We start from the raw sequence: 22,229 nt of genomic DNA, 5'->3' as shown, positions 1-22,229 counted from the left end.
ACAATGGTATACTCGTAGAATATAATCCGGAGTTTAAAGCGTTTTATTCAAAAAAAATCCTAAACCAGAGCATCTTTGATATTCTGGTGTCTAAGACAGGTAGTGTGTATTTAACGGCATCCAATCAGGGATTAATGGTTTATGATCAGAAAGTTTCTAAGCTTCAATACAAAAATAAGGGAGCTACTTTCTATTCTATTTATGAAGACAGAAGCGGAAACGTTTGGTTAGAACCAGAATTAGATGGAGCAACTTTATATAAACCTTCTAACAATACATTTTATTCCTTCAAACATAATAAAGATGACAAATTACCCTATACAGTTAAAGCCAGGCGAAAAAGCGACAAGAGCTTTAATGTATTTTAAGATGTTAATAACATGATTTGGGTTTCTTTAAAAGGAGGCGGGTTCGGCTACTATGAAAAAAACGAGGATAAGCTGAGCTACTTCTATAACAACCCGGAAGAAAAAACAAAGCTGTTTTCAAATAACATTGTTTCTGCATATTCTGATAAAAAGGGAGTGTTGTGGTTCTGCACAAGAAATGGCGGAGTAAATAAAGTGGTATTCTCTCCAAATAATTTCGAGTATAAGCAATTGGTAAAGAACTCCAATAATAAATATGACAATGAGGTACGGGCTTTGTTTCAGGATTCGGATGGTAAAACCTGGATTACAAGTAAGGTGGGTAAATTATATGTTTACAAGAAAGGAGAAAGAATAGAAGTTATTGATGAGGGGCAGAATCTGGGCAGTATTTACTGTATAACCGAAGACAGAAATAAGAATATCTGGATAGGAACTAAAGGGGAAGGTATTGTTAAGTTGGTTCCCAAAAATGAAAGCCGCACACGATATGAGATCTTAAGATATAAAAATGATCCTGCGGATTTAACCAGTTTAAGCAACAACCAAATTTATGCAATAGCAGAAGATCAGGCAGGAAGATTATGGGTTGGAACTTTTGGCGGTAGCCTTAATTTATTAATAGAAGAAGCTGGAAAGGTTAAATTTAGAAACATAAATAATTCGTTTAAGTATTATCCAAAGCAAATATTCAATGTTATAAGAGATATTATACAGGGGCCGGATAAAAATATCTGGCTGGCAACTACCGACGGAATTTTGCGTTTCGATCCTAACGAAAATCCTGACCATATTAAATTTGTACAGACTACTAAGATCCCCGGTGATAAAAACAGCTTGGGGAATAACGATGTACAGTATCTTTATACATCAAGCAATAATGAGGTTTGGGTAGGAACATTTGGCGGCGGATTGAACCGGGTAATTAACAAACCTCAAAACTTAAATGAGCCGTTAAAATTTAAGGTTTATACGAAAGAACAGGGCTTGCCTAATGATATTGTACTGAGTTTAGTGGAAGATAAAAACAAAAATCTGTGGATCGCTACCGAGAACGGAGTATCTAAACTAGATATCAAAACAGAAACTTTTAGAAATTATGATACCTATGACGGATTACCAAGAACAGGTTTTTCAGAGTCCGCATGTTTTAGGTCGGATAAAGGAGAAATATTTTTTGGCGGAATTAATGGCTATATATCATTTGATCCTGATAAGATTATAAATGAGCGGTTTCCGGCTAATATGGCTTTTACGGGAATACAGCTATACAATAAAGATATTGATATCAGAGAGCCTGACGGTCCTTTGCAGTCATCTATAAATTACGCCGATAAAATCTCCCTGAATCATAATCAGGATGTTTTAACATTTGAGTATGCCGTTTTAGACTACAGGGTGCCTAATAACATTTCGTATGCTTATATTCTCGAAGGTTATGATGAAAACTGGCATTTCGTTAAAAACCAACGGAAAGCTACCTATACAAAAATTCCGCCTGGCAATTACAAATTCAGGGTTAAAACAGTAAATAACTACTATTTTGAGAATTCCCCCGAAAAAAGTATACTCATAAAAGTAAAGAATCCATGGTGGCTAAGTGGTTGGGCATTATTGAGTTATATATTCCTAACCATCATAATTTTAGAGGTTGTAAGAAGGATTGTTTTAACAATGATAAGGCTTAAAAACAAGGTCATTGTAGAAGAAAAGATGACCGAGTTGAAAATGCAGTTCTTCACAAATATCTCTCATGAATTGAGAACTCCGCTAACCCTTATTGTAAACCCACTATTAAAAATAAAAAATACAGAAAGTCTGTCTGACAAAGGTGTTAAATACCTGCATGTCGCTAACAGAAATGCAGATCGTATGATACGGTTTGTAAATCAATTGCTGGATTTTCGTAAAATACAGACACAAAATTTGAAACTCAGGATAGAAAAAATAGAATTAGTAAGTTTCATATCCGGGGTGTTAGAACATTTTGCTGATATCATTGAAGAAAAAAGGCTAACCTTAAAACTAACCTCCTCAGCAGACGAGATATTTCTTTGGTGCGATAGAGATAAAATAGATATTGTATTTTTTAACATTATCTCCAATGCGATAAAATTCACGCCGAAGGATAAAAAAGTTTTTATAAGACTGGAGAAAAAGGAAGGGAAAATCTCGATTCAGGTTATCGATGAAGGGATTGGAATTGCAGGAGATAAAGTAGAAGATCTCTTTAAACTTTATTATGCCGGAGACAATCAGCAGGATAAAGCATTTAAAGGAACAGGAATAGGATTAGCCTTATCCAAAGATATCATCAACCTTCATCGTGGTACAATCAGAGCCAGCAAAAATAAGGAAGAAGGCATGACTTTTACTGTTCTACTTTTAGAAGGTAACCTTCATTTTGAACCTTGTGAATTATTAGACGAAGATAAATGGTGTAAACCCGAAGAAAAAGCACTTCCTGCTAAGAAATCAGAAAATTTAGAAGTAAGCGAAGATATAGAAGACAGGAATAAGTTACCTAGACTGCTTCTGATAGAAGATAACACAGAATTGAGGAGTTTTATAGCAGATCAGTTCAAAGATCTATATAACATTTATGAGGCAGAAAATGGTAAAGAAGGTTATATGAAAGCCATAGAGTTGCTTCCTGATGCCATTATATCTGATGTAATGATGCCAGAAATGAACGGTATTGAAATGTTGGAAAAAGTCAAAAATGATGTCACGACCAGCCATATTCCAATTATTCTGCTTACTGCGAAATCGACTATCGAAGATCAGATAAAAGGACTTTCTTATGGTGCAGACTTCTATATCACAAAACCATTCCATGCAGATTATGTGAAATATTTACTGGATAACCTTTTGAAGAATCGCCAGAAAGTAGTTTCCAATATTTTGGAAAAACCAACCGTATTGAAACTGGAACCCAGCGAGGTGATTATAACTTCTAAAGATGAGGTCTTTCTAAGGAATGTAATTCGGATTATCGAAGAAAAAATGTCTGATATTGAGTTTAATATAGAATCTGTAGCGAGTTCTATGGCTATGGGAAGAACCACTTTTTATAAAAAGCTAAAAAGTCTCACCAATATGACTCCGGTCGAATTTGTTAAAGACATCAGGCTAAAAAGGGGTAAACAGCTATTAGATACAGGCGAAATGACGGTTAGTGAAATAGCCTATCAGATTGGCTTTAACAGCTTAGGGTATTTTAGTACATGTTTTAAGGAAAAATATAATCTCTCTCCGTCTGATTATCTAAAAAATCATTCAGATGGAAAATCTTACAATACACAATAACTAAAATTATCACCCCCGTATGGGCCTATATGGCCATTATAATCAATTTAAAAGCACTTTAGTCAGCTTGTGTCAAATTTTAAAAGCTTTTCGTCAATTTTTGAAAATAAAAAATAGTTCTATCACCTAAGTTTGGTTATATAAACATTACTGTTTCTGTTAAAGAGAAAGGTAGGTAACCAAGTTGTAACCCTATTACCAAAAAAGAAATAGAGGGAGAATAAAGTTGATTGATAAAGAACTGATGTGTTTGTTCTTTATTTAAAAGATTTGAAAAAAATAAAGTAGCTGATTTGACCAGTTTTCATTAACAGGACATGATGTCTCAAAAGCAGACTGTTTGTTAAGTGATGGAAGCTAACCTTTTATATAAATTAATTAACAACCTAAATAATTATGAAAGAAAGACCAAAAAACTTCTCATTGAGATTGTTGTTGTTTTCGTTATTTTTTTGTTCAGCGCTGCAAATGGCATTTGCTCAAACTACAAATAGAATAACGGGAACTGTAGTAGAAGCCAGTGGAGAGCCACTTATAGGAGTTTCAGTTAAGGTTATTGGAGAAAAACTAGGTGCAATAACAGATGCCCAGGGAAGATTCTCTTTAAATGTAAAGCCAAATGCCAGCCTGGAAATTAGCTACATTGGTTATGCAACCCAGACGATTAAGGTAGGAGAGCAGACAACGTTCAACATCATCATGAAAGAAGATACTGATTTGTTGAATGAAGTTGTGGTCATTGGATATGGAGTAGCCCGAAAGAAGGATTTAACTGGGGCAAGTGTTTCGCTCAGAGGCTCAGATATTGCAAATATACCTGCAGCAACCACTGCACAGGCTATTACAGGTAAGATGGCTGGGGTAAATGTAGTTACCCAGAGTGGAGCGCCGGGTGCAGATATCAATATCCTTGTACGTGGTGGAACATCTATCACTCAAAGTACGAAACCCCTTTATATCGTAGATGGCTTCCAGATGGATGATGCGCTTAGAAATATTGATATTAATGATATTGAGTCTATCGATGTTATGAAAGACGCTTCAGCAACAGCGATTTATGGAGCGCGTGGAGCTAACGGAATTGTTCTGATTACAACAAAATCGGGGAAAGAAGGAAAGACTGCGGTGAACTATAATACTTATTTCAGCTTTGAGAAATTGGGTAGAAAATTAGATATGCTTGGAGTAGAAGATTATGTGAAATATCAGTATGAATACCAGGTATTAAGAGGACAGGAGAATAATTTCGCATCCTATTTTGGAGGAAATGTGAGTGATCCGGATTTTTATACCAATGCTTATTCACGCATAGCCAGAGATTATGGCAATCGTGAAGGAATAGACTGGCAAGATATTATGTTTGGCAGTACAGCATTAATGCAAAATCACAATATTTCTGTATCCGGAGGAACAGCAAAGACTAAATTTATAGTAAACTATAACTTTATCGGACAAGATGGTATTCTCGCTAAAACCGGATATAATAAAAATAGCCTGCGTCTTAAACTTAATCACGAATTATATAAAGGTATAAGGTTCGATGCAAATATAGGCCTCAATGCGAATACTATAAAAGGAGGCGGTTCATTAGGTGGACGACTTAAAATGGCCCTTTTACAACCACCTACCGGAGGGGTGAGATTTACTAACGAACAGATGATTAACTCGGATATCAGAGATGAGATGCTGGTTTATGATAGTCAGTACGATATATCCAATCCAATTATTACCAATGATGCCATTACGCAGACCAGATATACCAGACAGCCAACAATCAACGCTGCGTTAGAAATAGATATTCCCTGGGTAAAAGATTTGACATTCCGTACAGCAGGAAGCTATTTCTGGCAACAGGTCCGTAGCGATTATTTTGACGACGGGCGTACATCGGCGGCCAGAGAAAAACAAGGGCCTTACGGGAGCAGAAATAATAATGAAAAGTTGACCAAACAGCTTTCCAATACCTTAACATACAAAAAAACGCTGGCCAACGCACATAACTTTAATGTAATGTTAGGCCAGGAAACATGGTACACAGAAACCATGAAATTGGATAACGATTACCTGAAGTTTCCAAAAGATAATTTTGGATTGAATAATACCTCAATGGCAGGACAGCAAATAACGGAATCCAGCCAGGGAAGAGAAGGTATAGTTTCTGTTTTTGGTCGTCTGATGTATAATTACAAAGATAAGTATTTGTTGTCGGCAACTGTTCGTGGTGATGGGTCATCGAAGTTTTCCAGAGAAAATCAATGGGGAACATTGTCTTCTGCCTCGGTAGGATGGCGTATTTCTGAAGAGCAGTTTATGAAAGACCTTACTTTCATTAACAGCTTGAAAATACGTGGAGGTTACGGTATTACAGGAAATAGTAATATCGATGATAATATGTATGTGACACAATATCAGGGAGGCAGGTACTGGATTGGAGAAACAGAAGCTCCTGCGCTTGTACCTCAAAGTGTATTGGGAAACCCAAATTTGGTGTGGGAAAGAACTAAGTCTTCTAATCTTGGTTTGGATTTATCTTTATTCAAAAGCCGGTTCAATTTAACATTTGATGTTTACAATAACCTTTCGGACAATCTACTGATTAAAAACGGAATTGCTAAATCTTCCGGTTATAACGACCAATTCCAGAATATCGCCTCTATCCGTAACAGGGGAGTCGAGTTCGTGATTAATACAGTTAACGTAAGAGCCGGTGGGTTTGAATGGCGTACGGATTTGAATATGTCTTTTAATAAATCCAAAGTGCAAAAACTGTATGGAGATGTAGGTAAATATATGATTACAAGTGTAGATAGTCGTATGGAGTTTATTGTACGCGAGGGAGAATCACTGGGACAGTTTTACGGGTTTAAATACGGAGGAATTTATACTACGGAAGATTTTAACCAAAATCTGGACGGAACATACTCACTTAAAGCGGGCGTTCCTCGTAAAAGTGGTCTAAACGCAGCTCAGGTTGCGGCTATAAAACCTGGAGATATCAAATTTATCCCTGTTACAGGCCAGACAGATAACAATGGGAATCCGGTTTGGAGCGAGAAGGACAGGACTGTATTAGGAAGTGCAGAACCTGAATTCTTTGGAGGTTTAAATAATACTTTCATATATAAAGGTTTCGATTTAAGCGTGTTTATGAATTTTAGCTATGGTAATGAGGTGTTTAATATGAATACTCAGCGTTTCATAGGACCTTATTATCCTAATCAGAATGCCACCGGCAATATGGTAAACCATTATATATTGGTAGATCCTGCTACAGGGAAAGAAACAAAAGATCTAAAACGCCTGGCAGAACTTAATCCGAACCAGTTTACAAGTGATGCTATCTGGAGTCTTAACGGAGCAAATAAAGAGACAGCCACTGTTGAAAAAACAGACTATAATCTGGAAGATGGTTCTTTCCTTCGTATCAATAACATCACGTTAGGGTATACTTTACCTGCACAGCTTACAAAAAAAGTACATATCAATAATTTAAGGATATTCTGTACTGCAAACAATGTTCACACTTTCACCAGGTATAAAGGATATGATCCTGAAGTCTCCGCTTCTGACCAAATATTAACCAGAGGCATTGATAACTCAGCCTATCCGAGAACACGCAGTTTTGTGGCAGGATTAAACCTAACATTTTAACTAACTCAAAGAATTGAATAACATGAAAAAAATTATCGATATATTCTCGCTTTGTGGCATACTATTACTTTTTAGTTCTTGTCAAAAATGGCTGGATATGCCATCCGAATCTAAATTCGATACAAATACCACTTTTGAAAATGCCAGTAAAGCCGAAATGGCTGTACTTGGAGCATATAGCGCCGCGATCAGTCAGGAAATGTATTACCAGCTTTTATCCGGTACAGACGAATGTATGTCTACAGAGAATAACAACAGCAAAGAAATATTTGCTCGTTATGCCTATGATGCAACCAATACGGTTAATAGTACTTATACAGCTATGTACTCTGCTGCGGAAAGAGCAAATAGCTGTATAAAAGGGATTACAGCATTGGCGTCAAAAAGTGGTTCAGATAAAATATTAACAGATAAACTTTTAGGAGAAGCTTATGCTATTCGCGCCTATGCTTATTTCAATATAGTACGTTTTTGGGGAGATGTACCTTTCTCTACAATCCCAACAATGGATGCAACCACCTTTACTCTGCCTCGTACCAATAGAGATATAATTTATGATCAGTGTGTAGCAGACCTGCAGAAAGCCACAGAGCTTATTCCATGGAAAAAAGAAGCCGGTATTCCGTCAGAGCGCATATCTAAACAGGCAGCTTATGGTTTGCTGGCCCGCGTGGCACTTCATGCTGCCGGATATTCATTGCGTTGGAATCTGGATACTTATGACGCCGGTTCGGTGAAACTGGCTACAAGGCCTGATGCTGCTCGTGTTACCGAACTTTACACTATAGCAAGAAATGCCTGCAATGCGGTTATGATCCAGAACGAAAACAGTCTGGTTAGTGATTTTGATAAACTTTGGCGAGATCTGCTGACAAAAAGATATAATGATGAGTCGATTTGGGAGTTTGGTATGTATGGTCCAAACCATCCGGATGTACGGTTAGCTTATACCTCCGGCATTTCAACACCAACAGGAAGCACTTACAGTAAATCGGGACCTCAGATTGCGGCTATGCCAACATTGTATTTTGAATATGAAGAAGGGGACCAACGTCGTGATGCAAGCATTTGTAATTATGAGATACTAAATGCAGCAGGTACTGCTTCCATGAATGCTTATCCCAGCAGGACAATAGGTAAATATCGCGCAACATGGAAAAAAGACAGAGGATCCAGTGATTCCAGAAGAGATGTCAATGCACCAATATTACGTTATGCGGATATCTTATTGATGTTTGCAGAGGCTGAAAGTAAGCTTAACGGAGTGACGGACGATGCAAAAGAAGCTTATGAAAAAGTAAGACTGCGCGCATTTAAAAACGATGCCGCAAAAATAGGAACTACACCCACAGATCCGCAAGAGTTCCTGAATGCTATTATCAAAGAGCGTAAACTGGAGCTTGCTTTTGAAGGTGTAAGAAGAACAGACCTTGTTCGTTGGGGAGTGCAATATGAAACTTTAATGGACGAAAAGAGCAAGTTAATTGATATGGCAAATCATACAGGGAAATATGCGAATATTCCAAAGTTTGCAGCCTATAAAAGAATTAACATGACAGTCTTTGAAGAACCTACTATTGGGTTACCGATTTATAAAACGTATTTAACCGAGCCAGATCAAACAGAAAAAAATCTGCTGACAGCGAACGGCTATACTTTAGTGAATTTATACGGTACCAATACAGGTGCGATGTTTTACAATAATGAGTTAAAAGCAGATGCAATATGGGTTACCCGTTTTTTCAATGGATTAACAAAAAATAAAACAGAATTGCTTCCGCTTAGCAATACCATGATGAATGAGAATCCGGAGCTGAGAGCGCAACAACATCCATTATACAGATAATATGAGAAGGACTTATAAATCGATAAGTTTAAGAATTTTACTTGTATGCTGTGTTTTAGCATGTGTTTACAAACCGGCAGCAGGACAAGCTCTGGCTTTTCCCAGCGCCGAAGGGTTTGGGAAATTCACAACCGGAGGACGAGGAGGAGAAGTTTATACAGTGACTAATCTCAACGATTCTGGCAAAGGTAGTTTAAGAAATGCTATCGAACAGAAAGGTCCCCGGATTATTGTCTTCGCCGTAGACGGGACAATAGATTTACAATCTAAGTTGGTAATATACAATGACAGTATTACCATTGCCGGGCAAAGTGCTCCCGGCGATGGTATCTGTTTAAAAGGTTATCCGCTTTATGTAAGAGCTAATAATGTCATTATCCGCTACGTTCGTGTACGAATGGGCGATATACATGCAATTGAAGACGATGCCATGGGAGCCTTGCGGGTAAAAAATCTAATCATGGATCATTGTTCGGCATCATGGTCGGTAGATGAATGCCTATCAGTTTATAATTCTACAAATGTAACCGTCCAATGGTGTATAGTTAGTCATAGTTTATCAAAAGCATCACACTCTAAAGGCGCTCACGGATTCGGAGGGATATGGGGTGGCTGTGGTGCTACTTTTCATCACAATCTCATCGCTCATCACAGTAGCCGTAACCCTCGCTTTGCTTCTGACGGATGCAACCCGGTAGACTTTCGGAATAATGTAGTATATAACTGGGGCTATAAGTCGGCATATGGTGGTGGCCGTGGAAACAAGGTCAATTTTGTTGCGAACTATTATAAACCAGGACCTGCTACATCTGAGGAAAAAAAAGCATGGTTCCTTGATCCTGCAGAAGACGGTACGGGTGCTTACTATGTTGCAGATAATATTATGGAAGGCAGTAAAGTCGTTACCACAGATAACTGGAAAGGTATCGGAGACAAGAATAGAATAAGAGCAACCGAACCCTTTGTGTCTGTCCCTATTTATCAGGACCTGGCTTTGGCTGCATATCATAAAGTATTGGAAAGTGCAGGCTGCAGTTTGCACCGCGATAGTTATGATAGACGAGTTATAGCAGAAGTCCGTACAGGGACCGCAAAAGGAGGAGAAACTTATGGAGGAGGAAATAAAGGGATAATTGATTCTCAAAATACAGTTGGAGGATGGCCGGAATTGGCAACAGGAATTTACCCTAAAGATAGTGATGGAGATGGTATACCTGACGCTTGGGAGATTAAACATGGCCTTAATTCAAATTCGGCAGAAGATGGTCGCAAGTACGCTTTAAGTAAAAACTACACTAATGTGGAGGTGTATCTGAATTCGCTGGTTGGTGAAGTTGAAAAAAAGAAAGGATGATAGCTTTTGTTGTAAATAAATCCCTTTTAATAATTGTATAAGATAAAAATTCAACCTACAAAGTGTTTGTATTACGTGTTTAACATAATCGTTTGATTTTTAATAGCTGTTTAAAATTCTTGTTCAGTTTAGTGAAGCTGTAACATAAGGGCATCTATACGAATTTAGTTTAAGATAGATTGGAATAACGAAAATAGAATAATATGAGAAAATGTTTTTTGATGGTTCTGCCATTATTTATGCTCTTTGCCTGTAAAACCGGAAAAGTACAGAAGATTGACAGGAATGCTCTTGTTGAAAGAAATAATCCCCGCGTACAAGAGATTGAAGAACTCTCTTCTCTATCAGTTGGTAATGGTAACTTTGCATTTACTGTTGATGCAACAGGCCTGCAAACCTTTCCGGAAGCGTATGAAAAAGGAGTTCCGCTTGGAACCCAGTCACAGTGGGGTTGGCATAGTTTCCCTAACCCGAATCACTATAAATTTGAGGAAACATTAAAGGAATATGACTTTAGAGGAAAAAAAGAACTGTATTCGGTACAGTTTAACGAACCCGGAAGACATAAAGAAGCCGCAGATTGGTATCGTGTTAATCCGCATCGTTTACATTTAGGAAATATTGGTTTAGAGTTAATAAATGATAAAGGAACTCAGGCGAAAACAGACGAAATAAAATCTATTGATCAAACTCTTGATCTGTGGAACGGTTTGGTTAAGAGTAAATTTAGTTTTGATGCTGATTCTGTTCAGGTAGAGACAGCATGTCATCCGCAAAAAGATCAGATTGGAGTTTCTATTCATTCTCCATTGATTACTAAAGGCAAACTGAAGGTTAATTTCCGATTTTCTTATCCAACAGGAAATCATACCGACGATGCTTGCAACAGAAGTGTTCCCGACAAGCATAAAACTATTATTATAGCTCAGGATGATCATTCTGTTATATTTAAACGTGAATTGGATAGTACAAGCTATTATGTTACCGTTAAATGGGAAGGAAAAGCAACTGTAAAAGAAAAAGAGGCTCACTACTTCATTCTTGATCCTACCGATGGAAAAATCTCTTTCACTTGTGAGTTTACTAACGAAAAACCTTCCGATTTAAATAGTCCGGTAAAAGAAACATTTGCCGAATCGTCCAAATACTGGCAAAATTTCTGGCAACGAGGCGGAGCAATTGATTTTTCTAAGGCAACAGATGCAAGAGCAAAAGAATTAGAAAGAAGAGTAATCCTTTCACAATATTTAATGGCCATTCAGTCTGCCGGTATGTATCCTCCACAAGAGACAGGATTAACTTATAACAGCTGGTTTGGTAAATTTCATCTGGAGATGCACTGGTGGCATGCCGTACACTTCGCGCTTTGGAACCGGATAGATTTATTAGAACGCAGTATGGATTGGTATGCGAAAGCTTATCCAATAGCAAAATCAATTGCTAAAAGGCAGGGATTTGATGGAGCCAGATGGATGAAAATGACCGATCCTTCGGGAGTGGAGGCGCCATCAAAAGTAGGGTCATTTCTTATTTGGCAACAGCCTCATTTTATATATATGGCCGAGTTAATTTATAGAAATAACCCCTCTGATGAAGTAGTTAAAAAATATGGTGCACTGGTAGAAGAAACTGCAAAATTTATGGCATCGTTTGCTACTTATGATCAATTAGAAGGTCGTTATTTATTGAAAGGGATTATTGCTGCGCAGGAAACATTAAGAGCGTCTGAAACCATTAATCCCCCATTTGAAGTTTCTTATTGGCATTATGCAATGAATGTTGCACAGAAGTGGAGAGAAAGAGCCGGACAGAAACGTAATTTAGAATGGGATGAACTGATAGATAAATTGTCTCCGTTGGCATCAAAAGACGGTTTATACCTGGCTTCAGAAGATGCTGTTGATACTTATGTAGACATCCGCTTTACATCAGACCACCCGGCAGTATTGGGAGCTATGGGAATATTGCCTCAAAATAAACTGATAAGAAGTGATTATATGTCCAATACGCTGAATTGGGTGTTAGAGAACTGGAATTGGGGTAAGACATGGGGATGGGATTATCCAATGACAGCTATGTGCGCTGCCAGATTAAATGAACCGGCAAAAGCGGTAGATGCATTGTTAATGGATAAACGAACCAATACGTATTTACTTAACGGTCATAATTATCAGGACTCAAGGTTAAGAGTTTATCTGCCCGGAAATGGCGGGCTGTTGACAGCTGTGGCTATGATGTGTGCCGGCTGGGATGGGAACAAAGTTGATACACCGGGCTTCCCTAAAGATGGTAGCTGGGATGTAGTTTGGGAAGACTTAAAGCCCTTGCCGTAACTTGTAGAAAGCTTTGTTGGGAAAAAATTGTCCACGCTGAATTTGCCAGCCTGGTAGTAGGCAAATTCAGCATCTTTATTGAGATCTTGAATCTCGAAAACAGCCGATCTCATCAAAACTAGTTTTGAGTCAGTCTATTTTTTAACTAAAACCGATAATGAAAAATATATTCTTATTCATCATTTGCTTCTTAAACTTACAAATCGTTTCTGCTCAAAAAACAGGAATCCTGTTTGCGAATTCGGAAATGAAACGTTTCCCCGAAGCCTGGCAGCTTGACCATGGAAAAAGATTGTACTTTGGCTATTCACAAGGGGTAGGTTGTACCGCCATGTTACAGGTGTGGAAAGCAACCGGAGACAGGAAGTATTTTAATTATGTGGAACAGTGGGCTGATACAATCATAAATGATAAAGGTGAAATTCATCTGTATAAAGTAGAGACCTATAATGTCGATTATATTAACCCGGGAAAGATACTATTTGATTTATATAAAGAAACCGGAAAAGAGAAGTACAAACTGGCTATGGATCTGCTTGTAAAGCAGTTGAAAAATCATCCCAGAACACATGAAGGTGTTTTTTGGCATAAACTGATTTATCCACACCAGATTTGGCTTGATGGCTTGTATATGGCCGATCCTTTTCTGGCACAATACGCAGTTACTTTTAATCAATTAGAGTGGATTGATGATGTCATTAACCAGTTTTTGGTAACCGCTAAACGAACTTATGATTTTAAAACCGGGCTCTATTACCATGCTTATGACGAGAGTAAGCAACAAAGATGGGCCAATAAAATAACAGGTCAATCTCCAAACTTTTGGGGGCGAAGTATAGGCTGGTGGTATATGGCACTGGTAGATGTGCTCGATTTTATCCCTCAAAATCATCCCAAAAGATCAGAACTGAGAACTATTATACAGGATTTGGCAGATACGCTACCTAAATATCAGGACAAAAACGGTTTGTGGTATCAGGTATTGGATAAACCAGATTATCAGGGGAATTATCATGAAGCATCTGTGTCATCGATGTTTATGTATGGATATGCCAAAGCGGTAAAGAAGGGTTATTTAGATAAAAAATATCTTAAAATAGCAGAAAAGGCCTATGAGGGTATTATGAAGGATTTAATTAAAAAGAATACAGATGGTACACTCACTTTAACAAAATGCTGTGCTGTGGCTGGACTTGGTGGTAGTCCCTGCAGAGATGGTAGTATAGATTATTATATAAATGAACGAGTTAGAGATAACGATGCGAAGGCAACGGGTCCGTTCATTATGGGGTGTTTGTATCTGGGTAAATAGAAATATAGAATATCATGAAACAGATAAGAGTAATATTAGCTGCGGTATTAATTTCTTTATGGAGTAATTCCCTTTTTTCACAAGATCCGAGAGAGCGGAATTATTTATACGAAATATTAAAACCTAATCATGCCGAAAAGCCGGAAGTAAAAGGTTTTGCTAGGGAGCGAATAGCGGAAAAACTTGATAGAGGTTTAACACTGGCTATTGGAAAAGAAGGGAAAGGAACACATATAAGCTGGAGATTATTAAAATCAGATAGCAAATCTGTTGCCTTCAATGTATATCGATCGATTGACAATAAAACAAAAAAGCTAAACAAAGTGCCCATAACGGCAACAACCGATTTTTTGGATATTGATGCAAATAGTAAAAAAGCCATTTATTGGGTAGAAGCTGTCAACGGTCGGACCAAGATCATTTCTAACAAAAAATCATTAGCAGCAACTGTTTCTGGAGAAGCTAATTATACCAGTATAAAACTGAAAGATCCAAATGTTATTGCTGGTCGGGTAGCTGTTGCTGACCTGAATGGAGATGGTATTTATGATTATATCATTCGCCATCCCAACAGCAATGTAGATCCTGGTACCGTTAATCCTAATGATGGGACAACTTATAAAATAGAAGCCTATCTGAGTGACGGGACATATTTATGGACTGCCGATTTGGGGCCAGGTATTGAACCCGGTGTCTGGTACTCGCCCTTTATAGTGTACGATTTTGATGGGGATGGGAAAGCAGAAGTTGCCTTGAAAACCGCGGGTAATGATTATTTGAAGAACGATAAAGGACGCGTATACGGTGGCAGCGAATACCTGTCAATATTGAATGGTATGACCGGAAAAGAAATTGCCCGGGTAGACTGGCCAGAAAGGAATGACAGATATGGAAACTTAATCCGACAAAATCGAAATCAGATTGGTATGGCCTATTTAGACGGAAAAACACCCTGTATTTTAGCTGCCCGTGGCACCTATAAATTGTTAGTAGTAGATGCCTGGCAATTTAACAATGGGAAATTAGAAAAATTGTGGCGTTGGGATGGAGATGAAGAGAATCCGGTAGTGAGGAGTCAGGGGGCACATAATATGGTTTGCGGAGATGTTGACGGAGATGGAAAAGAAGAAATACTATTAGGTTCCTGCATGCTCAACAGTAACGGCACACTACGATGGTCTACTGGGCTTGGTCACTCCGATAAAGCCTACCTTACGGATATTGATCCAGATAGAAAAGGATTGGAAGTGTTTTTAGCGATAGAACCATGGATAGATAATGGATATGGCGTTTGTACGGTTGATGCTAACACCGGAGAAAGAATATGGGGAATAGGACATAAGACATTCCATGTTGGAGACGGTATGGTTGCCGATATTGATCCTTCAAGTCCGGGTTTGGAATGTTTTGCCTCTGAAGATAAAAAAGGCGGTTCTTCTGATAAGTATTTATTAAGTGCACAAGGCAAAAGATTAGCTTCTAATGCGGATGTTCCACCTTGCAGAAATTGGATATGGTGGGATTCCGGTAACACCCGCCAGTTGTTTTTTGGTGATGATAATCGGTGGGGCGCAGAATCCATGTCAAAAGGAAAAAATCAGTCTATCGGTTACTGGAAAGGTGAAAAAATTACCAATGGAATATATGGTGACATCATCATGATTGCAGATCTTTTTGGAGATTGGCGTGAAGAGGTCGTTACTGCTTTACCAGGAGAGTTGCGTATCTATCATACAAATATTCCGGCAAAAGATCGTAAAATAACATTAATGCAGGATGCCATTTATAGAAGTTATGTACTTCAACGATCACAGGGTTATCCTCAGGCTCCCGTTCCATCCTATTATTTGGGAAATTAACCCGCTCATTATTATTAAAAGAAAAAGATGAAAAAGATATTGTTGTTGATATTATTGTTTATTGTAAACCATGCAGCAAAGGCAAATCCGTACGAGCATTTATATACTAATTTGCCGTTTGATATGCCCCGGTTGTCTATTCCCCGGTTTCCCGATAATAAGGTAGATATTACCGAATTTGGAGGCGTAGGAGATGGAATACATCTGAATACAGGCGCATTTAAACAAGCTATTGATGCACTTGCTGCTAAAGGAGGAGGTGTGCTTATTGTCCCTTCGGGAATTTGGTTTACCGGCCCCATTGAACTAAAAAGTAATATTAATTTGCATCTGAAGGACCGGGCTATTATTCTTTTTTCTCCTGATAAAGATTTGTACCCGCTTGTAGAAACATCATTCGAAGGATTGGATACCAGACGTTGCCAATCTCCTATATCAGGTAAGAATTTAACGAATATAGCAATTACAGGAAGTGGGGCAATTGATGGAAACGGCCATTTTTGGCGCCCTCTTAAAAAGCAGAAGGTAACAGAAAGTTTTTGGAGAAAAACAGTTGCAAGCGGGGGTGTGCTTAAGCGTGATGACTATTGGATGCCATCTGCCCAGTATTTACACGGAGATACCATTAGTGATATGAATGTTCCGCGGCACTTTACAACAGAAGAAGAATGGAAATCTGTTCGCGATTTTTTACGCCCTGTAATGGTTAGCTTTCAACAATGTGAAAATATCTATCTGCAAGGTGTTATTTTTCAAAATTCCCCTGCATGGAATATCCATCCGTTAATGTGCGAAAATGTGATCATAGATGGGATACAGGTTCGCAATCCATCTTACGCACAAAATGGAGATGGGCTGGATTTAGAGTCCTGCAAAAATGTAATCGTAACCAATAGTTCTTTTGATGTGGGTGATGATGGCATTTGTATCAAGTCGGGAAAAGATGAAGATGGCAGAAAAAGAGGAATACCATGCGAGAACATCATTGTAGATAATTGTACTGTGTTTAAAGGACACGGAGGTTTCGTAGTAGGAAGTGAAATGTCGGGCGGAGTCAGAAACATCGCTGTATCAAATTGTCAGTTCCTGGGAACGGATGTTGGTTTACGTTTTAAAAGCAAACGAGGGAGAGGTGGTGTAGTAGAAAAGATTTTTATATCCAACATCAGTATGATTGATATTGCAACAGAACCCATACATTTTAACCTCTACTATGGTGGGAAATCTGTAGTTGAAGATCTTGAAGATGGCACAAAGATTATATCTCAGCAGAATCTGCCTCCGGTAAATGAAACAACGCCAACATTTAAAGACATCATTATTAAAAATGTCTATTGCAGTAACGCAAATAAGGCCATGTATTTTTACGGTTTACCCGAGCACAACATTAAAAACCTAAGGATTGAAGACTTTGTGGTACATTCAAACCAGGGTGCCGAGATACTGGAATCGGAAAATATAATACTGAAAAATATCAGTATTTACCCAAAGAAAGGTGCAGCCATACAGTTTGGTAACGTAAGAAATGTCGTTGTTGATGGTCTGCAAACCCGAACAGAGCCAGATACTGTAATAACAGTATCAGGAAGCAAAACAGATAATGTGCTGATAAAAGCGAAATACGACTATAATCAAATAAAACTGTCTAAAGGTTTGACAAAAGGTAAAGTTAAACTCGTGAAGCAATAAGTTTTAAAGTTCAAGCATAGGGAGAATCTCAAATAAAAGAAACATGACAAAAAGAACATTTTTATTAATTACTATTTTGACTCTTGGCATAAGTCAGCTGTTTGCTCAGGCAACTTTTAAAGCCGATGAATTGGCAAGAACAATTGCCGATCGTATCATTTCAGAAACACCTTATACGTTTATCCATAAAGAAACAAAGCAAGTCTATCCAGGTTTAAAGGGTATTCCGTTCACAATGGATATGAAAGTAGCTAACAAGTACAATGACTGGCACTATACTAATGGAGTACTGCAAATTGCTCTGTTAGAATTGAGCGAATTATCAGGAAATGAAAAGTATGTGGAATATGTAGATAAAAACATGCAATTCGTTTTTAATAAGGACAACCTGGCCTATTTCAAAAAGCAGTTTGACGAAGGATTTAAAAAAGGAGGCTGGCGGGGCATACGCGGTTTATCATGGCACATGATTTTCAGAAATAAACGACTGGATGATAATGGTCCCATGGGAGCAAGTTTGATAGATCTTTATGCAAAACGCCCAAATAAATCGTATCTGGATTATATTAAAACGACCGAACAGCATTTAATGGTTGCCGAACCAAGATTAAAGGATGGAACGATTGCCCGTATCTGGCCTCATGAAAATACAATTTGGGCGGATGATCTTTTTATGGCACTTTCTTTTTTATGCCGTATGGGAAAAATGACCGGAGATATGAAGTATTTTGATGATGCCGTAAACCAGGTGCTCAATTATCATAAATATCTGTGGCATCCCGGAAAGGAAATATATTACCACTGTTTTCATACCGATGTTAATGAACATGGTGTTGCACATTGGTCCAGAGCGAATGGTTGGATGCTGATGGCGAAAGCAGATTTGTTGGCCATGTTACCCAAAGATCATCCAAGGAGAAAGGAGTTGATAGAGAATTATAACATGCAGATAAAAGGACTTTTACAATATCAGGGGAAAAGTGGTTTATGGTATCAGCTATTAGACAAAACAGATTCATATGAGGAAATAACCGGAACCGCAATGTTTGTTTTTGGAATAGCCAAAGGAGTACGAGAGGGGTGGATTAATAAAGATTACATATATGCCGCAGAACAGGGACTGAAAGGTATGAATACCAAAATGACAAATAGTGGCGATGTTACAAGTATATGTGTAGGAACAGGAATTATGCCTTCTCTAACATTTTATTATAATCGTCCTACCCAGAAAAATGATCCTATGGGAAAAGGACCTGTTTTACGGGCTCTGGTTGAAATGGCTAAGGCTAAAAAATATTCTGAAATTTCTGCGGATGCTCAATATGATAAAATCAAATAAAATAGCGCTTCAGAAAATGATTCTAAATTGTAATTGAATGATGATTTTAAAAACTTAAAACGTTTTTCTTTAATAGTGTTTGCTCAGATTCATCGGAAAGAGTCTGAGCAGGCTCCTTTAAAGCCGTCGAACAGTTAATGCTAGTTTTAATTTAGGCCGCTTTTTTACCGGCAAGATTTTATGCTTCCTCTTTTCAAGTATTAAATGTTATTTTGTATTACTGGATTTGTCTGAATTTTCTAATCATAAAGCAGATACTTTTTTCTCATCTTTTTATAAGCTTCCAGACTGGGCTCCCATGTCTTACGGATTTCTTCTTCGGACTTACCTGCTTCAATCTGTTTTTTAAACTCCGAATCGCCGGAAAGATAATCGATATTACCAATTTGTCTGTGAATACTCCTGTCAAAGAATTTAGCTTTATCGGGGAATTTAGAATATAACTCAATCATCCAGGTCAGGTTAATCTTCCTGGATTTAACCAGCTTTTCCAGATCATAATTACGCAAGTCTAAGCCATAACAAGTTTGATCTTGATAAAGTGGATCTTCAGCCCTGCCTGGCATAGAAACAGGAACATAAGAAAAACTGTAAATCCCTTTGTACATTGGTCCGCCTACAACTGTGAAAGGATAATCTGTCCCACGTCCATGATTTAAAGCAACTCCTTCAAACAGGCAGGTAGAAGGATAAAGCAAAATGCCTGCTTCTGTATTCAGGTTAGGAGAGGGGTTCACAGATAGTTTGTACAACATATTATGGCTATAATTAGCATTTTTGATAATATTGAGCTTGCATTTCAGGCCATCTGCCAACCAGCCTTCTCCGTTAACCATTTGTGCAAATTCAGCTACAGTTAAACCATGACTTATAGGGATCGGAAATTGTCCGATTCCCGATTTCAGTTTCATATCCAGAATGGGACCATCAATCAAATAAGCATTAGGATTTGGACGGTCCAGAATCATCAATTCCTTACCATATCTGGCACTAGACTCCATGATATCTCTTAAAGTATTGATGTTGGTATAAAATCTGCAACCAACATCCTGAATATCAAAAATGAGAATATCTATATCGATCAAATCCTCCTTACTCGGTTTTCTTTTCTCTCCATAAAGCGATATAATTTTGACTCCTGTATCTTGATCTATTTCGTCAAAAACCTCAGTTCCATTACTGGCCTTACCCCGAAAACCATGCTCCGGTCCAAACACTTTAACTACCTTCACGCCTCGCTTTAATAAACTATCCAGCAAATGTGTATTGCCAATTATACTCGTTTGGTTAGCTACCAAAGCGACACGTTTTCCTTTCAGTTTGTCGATATAGCGTTCAGTTTGTTCGGCCCCGGTTTTTATGATGTCATTGGAATATTTCAATTGAGCATGCGATAAATTTGAAGCTAGAATCAGGCCCAAAGTCATGTGAAGTATTCTTTTCATAAGTAGATGATTTAGATATTACTAAAGATAAGAAAATTTAGTGTGATAAAACGCGCAGAAATTAATGCGAAGAATATGTAACCCCTTCTTATTCAATGAAGACCGGCGTGTTGTGCTTTCCCGGATTGAATTTATCCAGACAGATTTGTTTATAATTCCTGCCAATAGGAATTTTTGTGTTTTCTATTATAACATAATTGGGATTATAGCCTGTTACCTTATTCAACGGGACAATAAAAGAACGGTGTACTCTTAGAAATGCCCAGATTGGCAACAGGTTTTCCATAGAACTTATCTTCTGCTTGGTAATGTAGGTATTCTTTTTAGTAACAACTTTTATGTAGTCCTTATCACTTTCTATCCAGAGAATTTCTTCGGTATCCAGTTTAATCAACTGGCGATCAATGCGCATGTATATATAAAAGGGCTGAGACGCAGAGAAAGGTTTTGCTGATTCTGTAGTAACAGGTCGGGATATAGATTGCAGCTTATATAAATTTATGACCTTGTCTATGGCCCGAAGGAAGCGGTCAAACGGAATAGGTTTCAGCAAATAGTCAACAGCATTTAAATCAAACCCTTCAATGGCATATTCCTGATAGGCGGTTGTGAAAATTATAAGCGGAGGATTTTGCAGACTCCTTACCAGATCGGTTCCCGATAGCCCGGGCATACTGATGTCTAGAAACATTAAATCTACCTTACTTTTTTGAAGCTCCTGAAATGCGCTGATGGCGTTTGTATAAGTTCCCAACAGTTCAATCTCCTTAATTTGGGCAACATACTTTCTAATAACCTCAATAGCATGGGGTTCATCATCTACTATAAGTGTCCGAAGTGGCTCTGTCATTAGGCAATCAGTTAGTCAGGGTAATATTTAGCACAGTGATAAAACAATCCTGTTCATCGAAAAAATTCAGGGAGTGTCTGCCGGGATATAACAGTTCTAAACGTTTTCGTACATTCTCAATACCGATTTTTCCCGCTGGATTATTTGAGTCATTATTCATATCCGCTTTGCTATTGCTGATATTTAAGGTAAGATTATTATCCTGTATATGCAATTGGATATTGATCCAGGGTGTGTCAATAGTTGAAGCAATACCATGTTTAAAGGCATTTTCTATCAAAGGCAGCATAAGCAGGGGAGCTATCTGTAAATTTCCGGTATTGTTGCAGATAAATATGTTTAGTTCAAGACGTTCCTCATACCTGATCTTTTCTAGTTTAATATAGTCATGTAAGATTTCAATATCCCTCTTTAGAGACACCAGTTGCGCGGTACATTCATACAAAGAATACCGGAGTATATTGGAAATGCCCAGAACTACTTCGGGCGTTTTTTCTGATTTGTCGAGCGAGAGTGAGTAAATATTATTCAAAGAATTAAACAGGAAATGTGGATGCAATTGTGTTTTCAAAGCATTCAGCTCAGCCTGTAAAGCAGATTGCTTTCTTTCATGAGAAAGCGTAAAAAGCTGTAATGTAATGCCTATCCAGACTACTGCGTTGCTTCTTTCAATTGCAGTAACGAAAAAAATAGGATTTAATAACTGTTCGGTCCGGCTCATTTGCATTCTTGCCCAGGAAAAGCTGCTAATATGCTGCATATAAAACCGGTATATGTACGGATCTGTTATAAAGATTTCGACAAGGCGGTACAGGACAGCAATGAATATCATAACAGTTAATGTCGTCAAAAAAGCTTTTACATATTGGCTCCT

General features: G+C 38.0%; 13 protein-coding genes. 10 read left to right on the top strand and 3 right to left on the bottom strand.

From position 1 onward, the window contains the following. The 10 genes from ABWO41_RS04185 to ABWO41_RS04140 form a co-directional block, all read left to right on the top strand. Positions 1-368, top strand: a 368-nt coding sequence (locus ABWO41_RS04185) for a hypothetical protein (RefSeq protein WP_353133909.1), incomplete at its 5' end; no start/stop codon positions are given. A gap of 12 nt (positions 369-380) precedes the next feature. Then, a complete protein-coding gene (locus ABWO41_RS04180) occupies positions 381-3,677 on the top strand; it encodes a hybrid sensor histidine kinase/response regulator transcription factor (protein WP_353133906.1) in 3,297 nt (1,098 codons plus the stop codon). 396 nt (positions 3,678-4,073) lie between these two features. Continuing rightward, positions 4,074-7,328, top strand: coding sequence for a SusC/RagA family TonB-linked outer membrane protein (locus ABWO41_RS04175; RefSeq protein WP_353133903.1), 3,255 nt, complete (start codon positions 4,074-4,076; stop codon positions 7,326-7,328). A 22-nt stretch (positions 7,329-7,350) separates the two neighbouring features. Then, complete coding sequence (locus tag ABWO41_RS04170) at positions 7,351-9,174, top strand: RagB/SusD family nutrient uptake outer membrane protein (protein ID WP_353133900.1); 1,824 nt, start codon at positions 7,351-7,353, stop codon at positions 9,172-9,174. Between the two features lies 1 nt (position 9,175). Continuing rightward, on the top strand, positions 9,176-10,528 hold the full coding sequence (locus ABWO41_RS04165) for a pectate lyase (RefSeq protein ID WP_353133897.1): 1,353 nt from the start codon (positions 9,176-9,178) through the stop codon (positions 10,526-10,528). Between the two features lie 203 nt (positions 10,529-10,731). Beyond that, positions 10,732-12,861 carry a hypothetical protein gene (locus ABWO41_RS04160; protein WP_353133894.1) on the top strand — a complete coding sequence of 710 codons (2,130 nt, stop codon included), beginning with the start codon at positions 10,732-10,734 and terminating at the stop codon, positions 12,859-12,861. 157 nt (positions 12,862-13,018) lie between these two features. Beyond that, positions 13,019-14,173 carry a glycoside hydrolase family 88/105 protein gene (locus tag ABWO41_RS04155; RefSeq protein WP_353133891.1) on the top strand — a complete coding sequence of 385 codons (1,155 nt, stop codon included), beginning with the start codon at positions 13,019-13,021 and terminating at the stop codon, positions 14,171-14,173. 14 nt (positions 14,174-14,187) lie between these two features. Next, a complete protein-coding gene (locus tag ABWO41_RS04150; protein WP_353133888.1) occupies positions 14,188-16,032 on the top strand; it encodes a rhamnogalacturonan lyase family protein in 1,845 nt (614 codons plus the stop codon). A gap of 27 nt (positions 16,033-16,059) precedes the next feature. Continuing rightward, positions 16,060-17,721: a glycoside hydrolase family 28 protein gene (locus tag ABWO41_RS04145; protein ID WP_353133885.1), complete on the top strand. Its 1,662-nt coding sequence runs from the start codon at positions 16,060-16,062 to the stop codon at positions 17,719-17,721. Positions 17,722-17,764: 43 nt separating this feature from the next. Next, positions 17,765-19,060 carry a glycoside hydrolase family 88/105 protein gene (locus tag ABWO41_RS04140; protein ID WP_353133882.1) on the top strand — a complete coding sequence of 432 codons (1,296 nt, stop codon included), beginning with the start codon at positions 17,765-17,767 and terminating at the stop codon, positions 19,058-19,060. Positions 19,061-19,299: 239 nt separating this feature from the next. Here the strand turns inward: ABWO41_RS04140 and ABWO41_RS04135 are convergent, their stop codons facing one another. The 3 genes from ABWO41_RS04135 to ABWO41_RS04125 form a co-directional block, all read right to left on the bottom strand. Continuing rightward, positions 19,300-20,505: an exo-beta-N-acetylmuramidase NamZ family protein gene (locus tag ABWO41_RS04135; protein ID WP_353133879.1), complete on the bottom strand. Its 1,206-nt coding sequence runs from the start codon at positions 20,503-20,505 to the stop codon at positions 19,300-19,302. 88 nt (positions 20,506-20,593) lie between these two features. Next, a complete protein-coding gene (locus tag ABWO41_RS04130) occupies positions 20,594-21,355 on the bottom strand; it encodes a LytR/AlgR family response regulator transcription factor (RefSeq protein ID WP_353133876.1) in 762 nt (253 codons plus the stop codon). 7 nt (positions 21,356-21,362) lie between these two features. Continuing rightward, a partial coding sequence (locus ABWO41_RS04125; RefSeq protein ID WP_353133873.1) for a sensor histidine kinase occupies positions 21,363-22,229 on the bottom strand: 867 nt, incomplete at its 5' end.

The organism is Pseudopedobacter sp. (assembly GCF_040392825.1).
Taxonomy (GTDB): domain Bacteria; phylum Bacteroidota; class Bacteroidia; order Sphingobacteriales; family Sphingobacteriaceae; genus Pseudopedobacter.
This window is presented reverse-complemented; position numbering and strand designations above follow the sequence as displayed.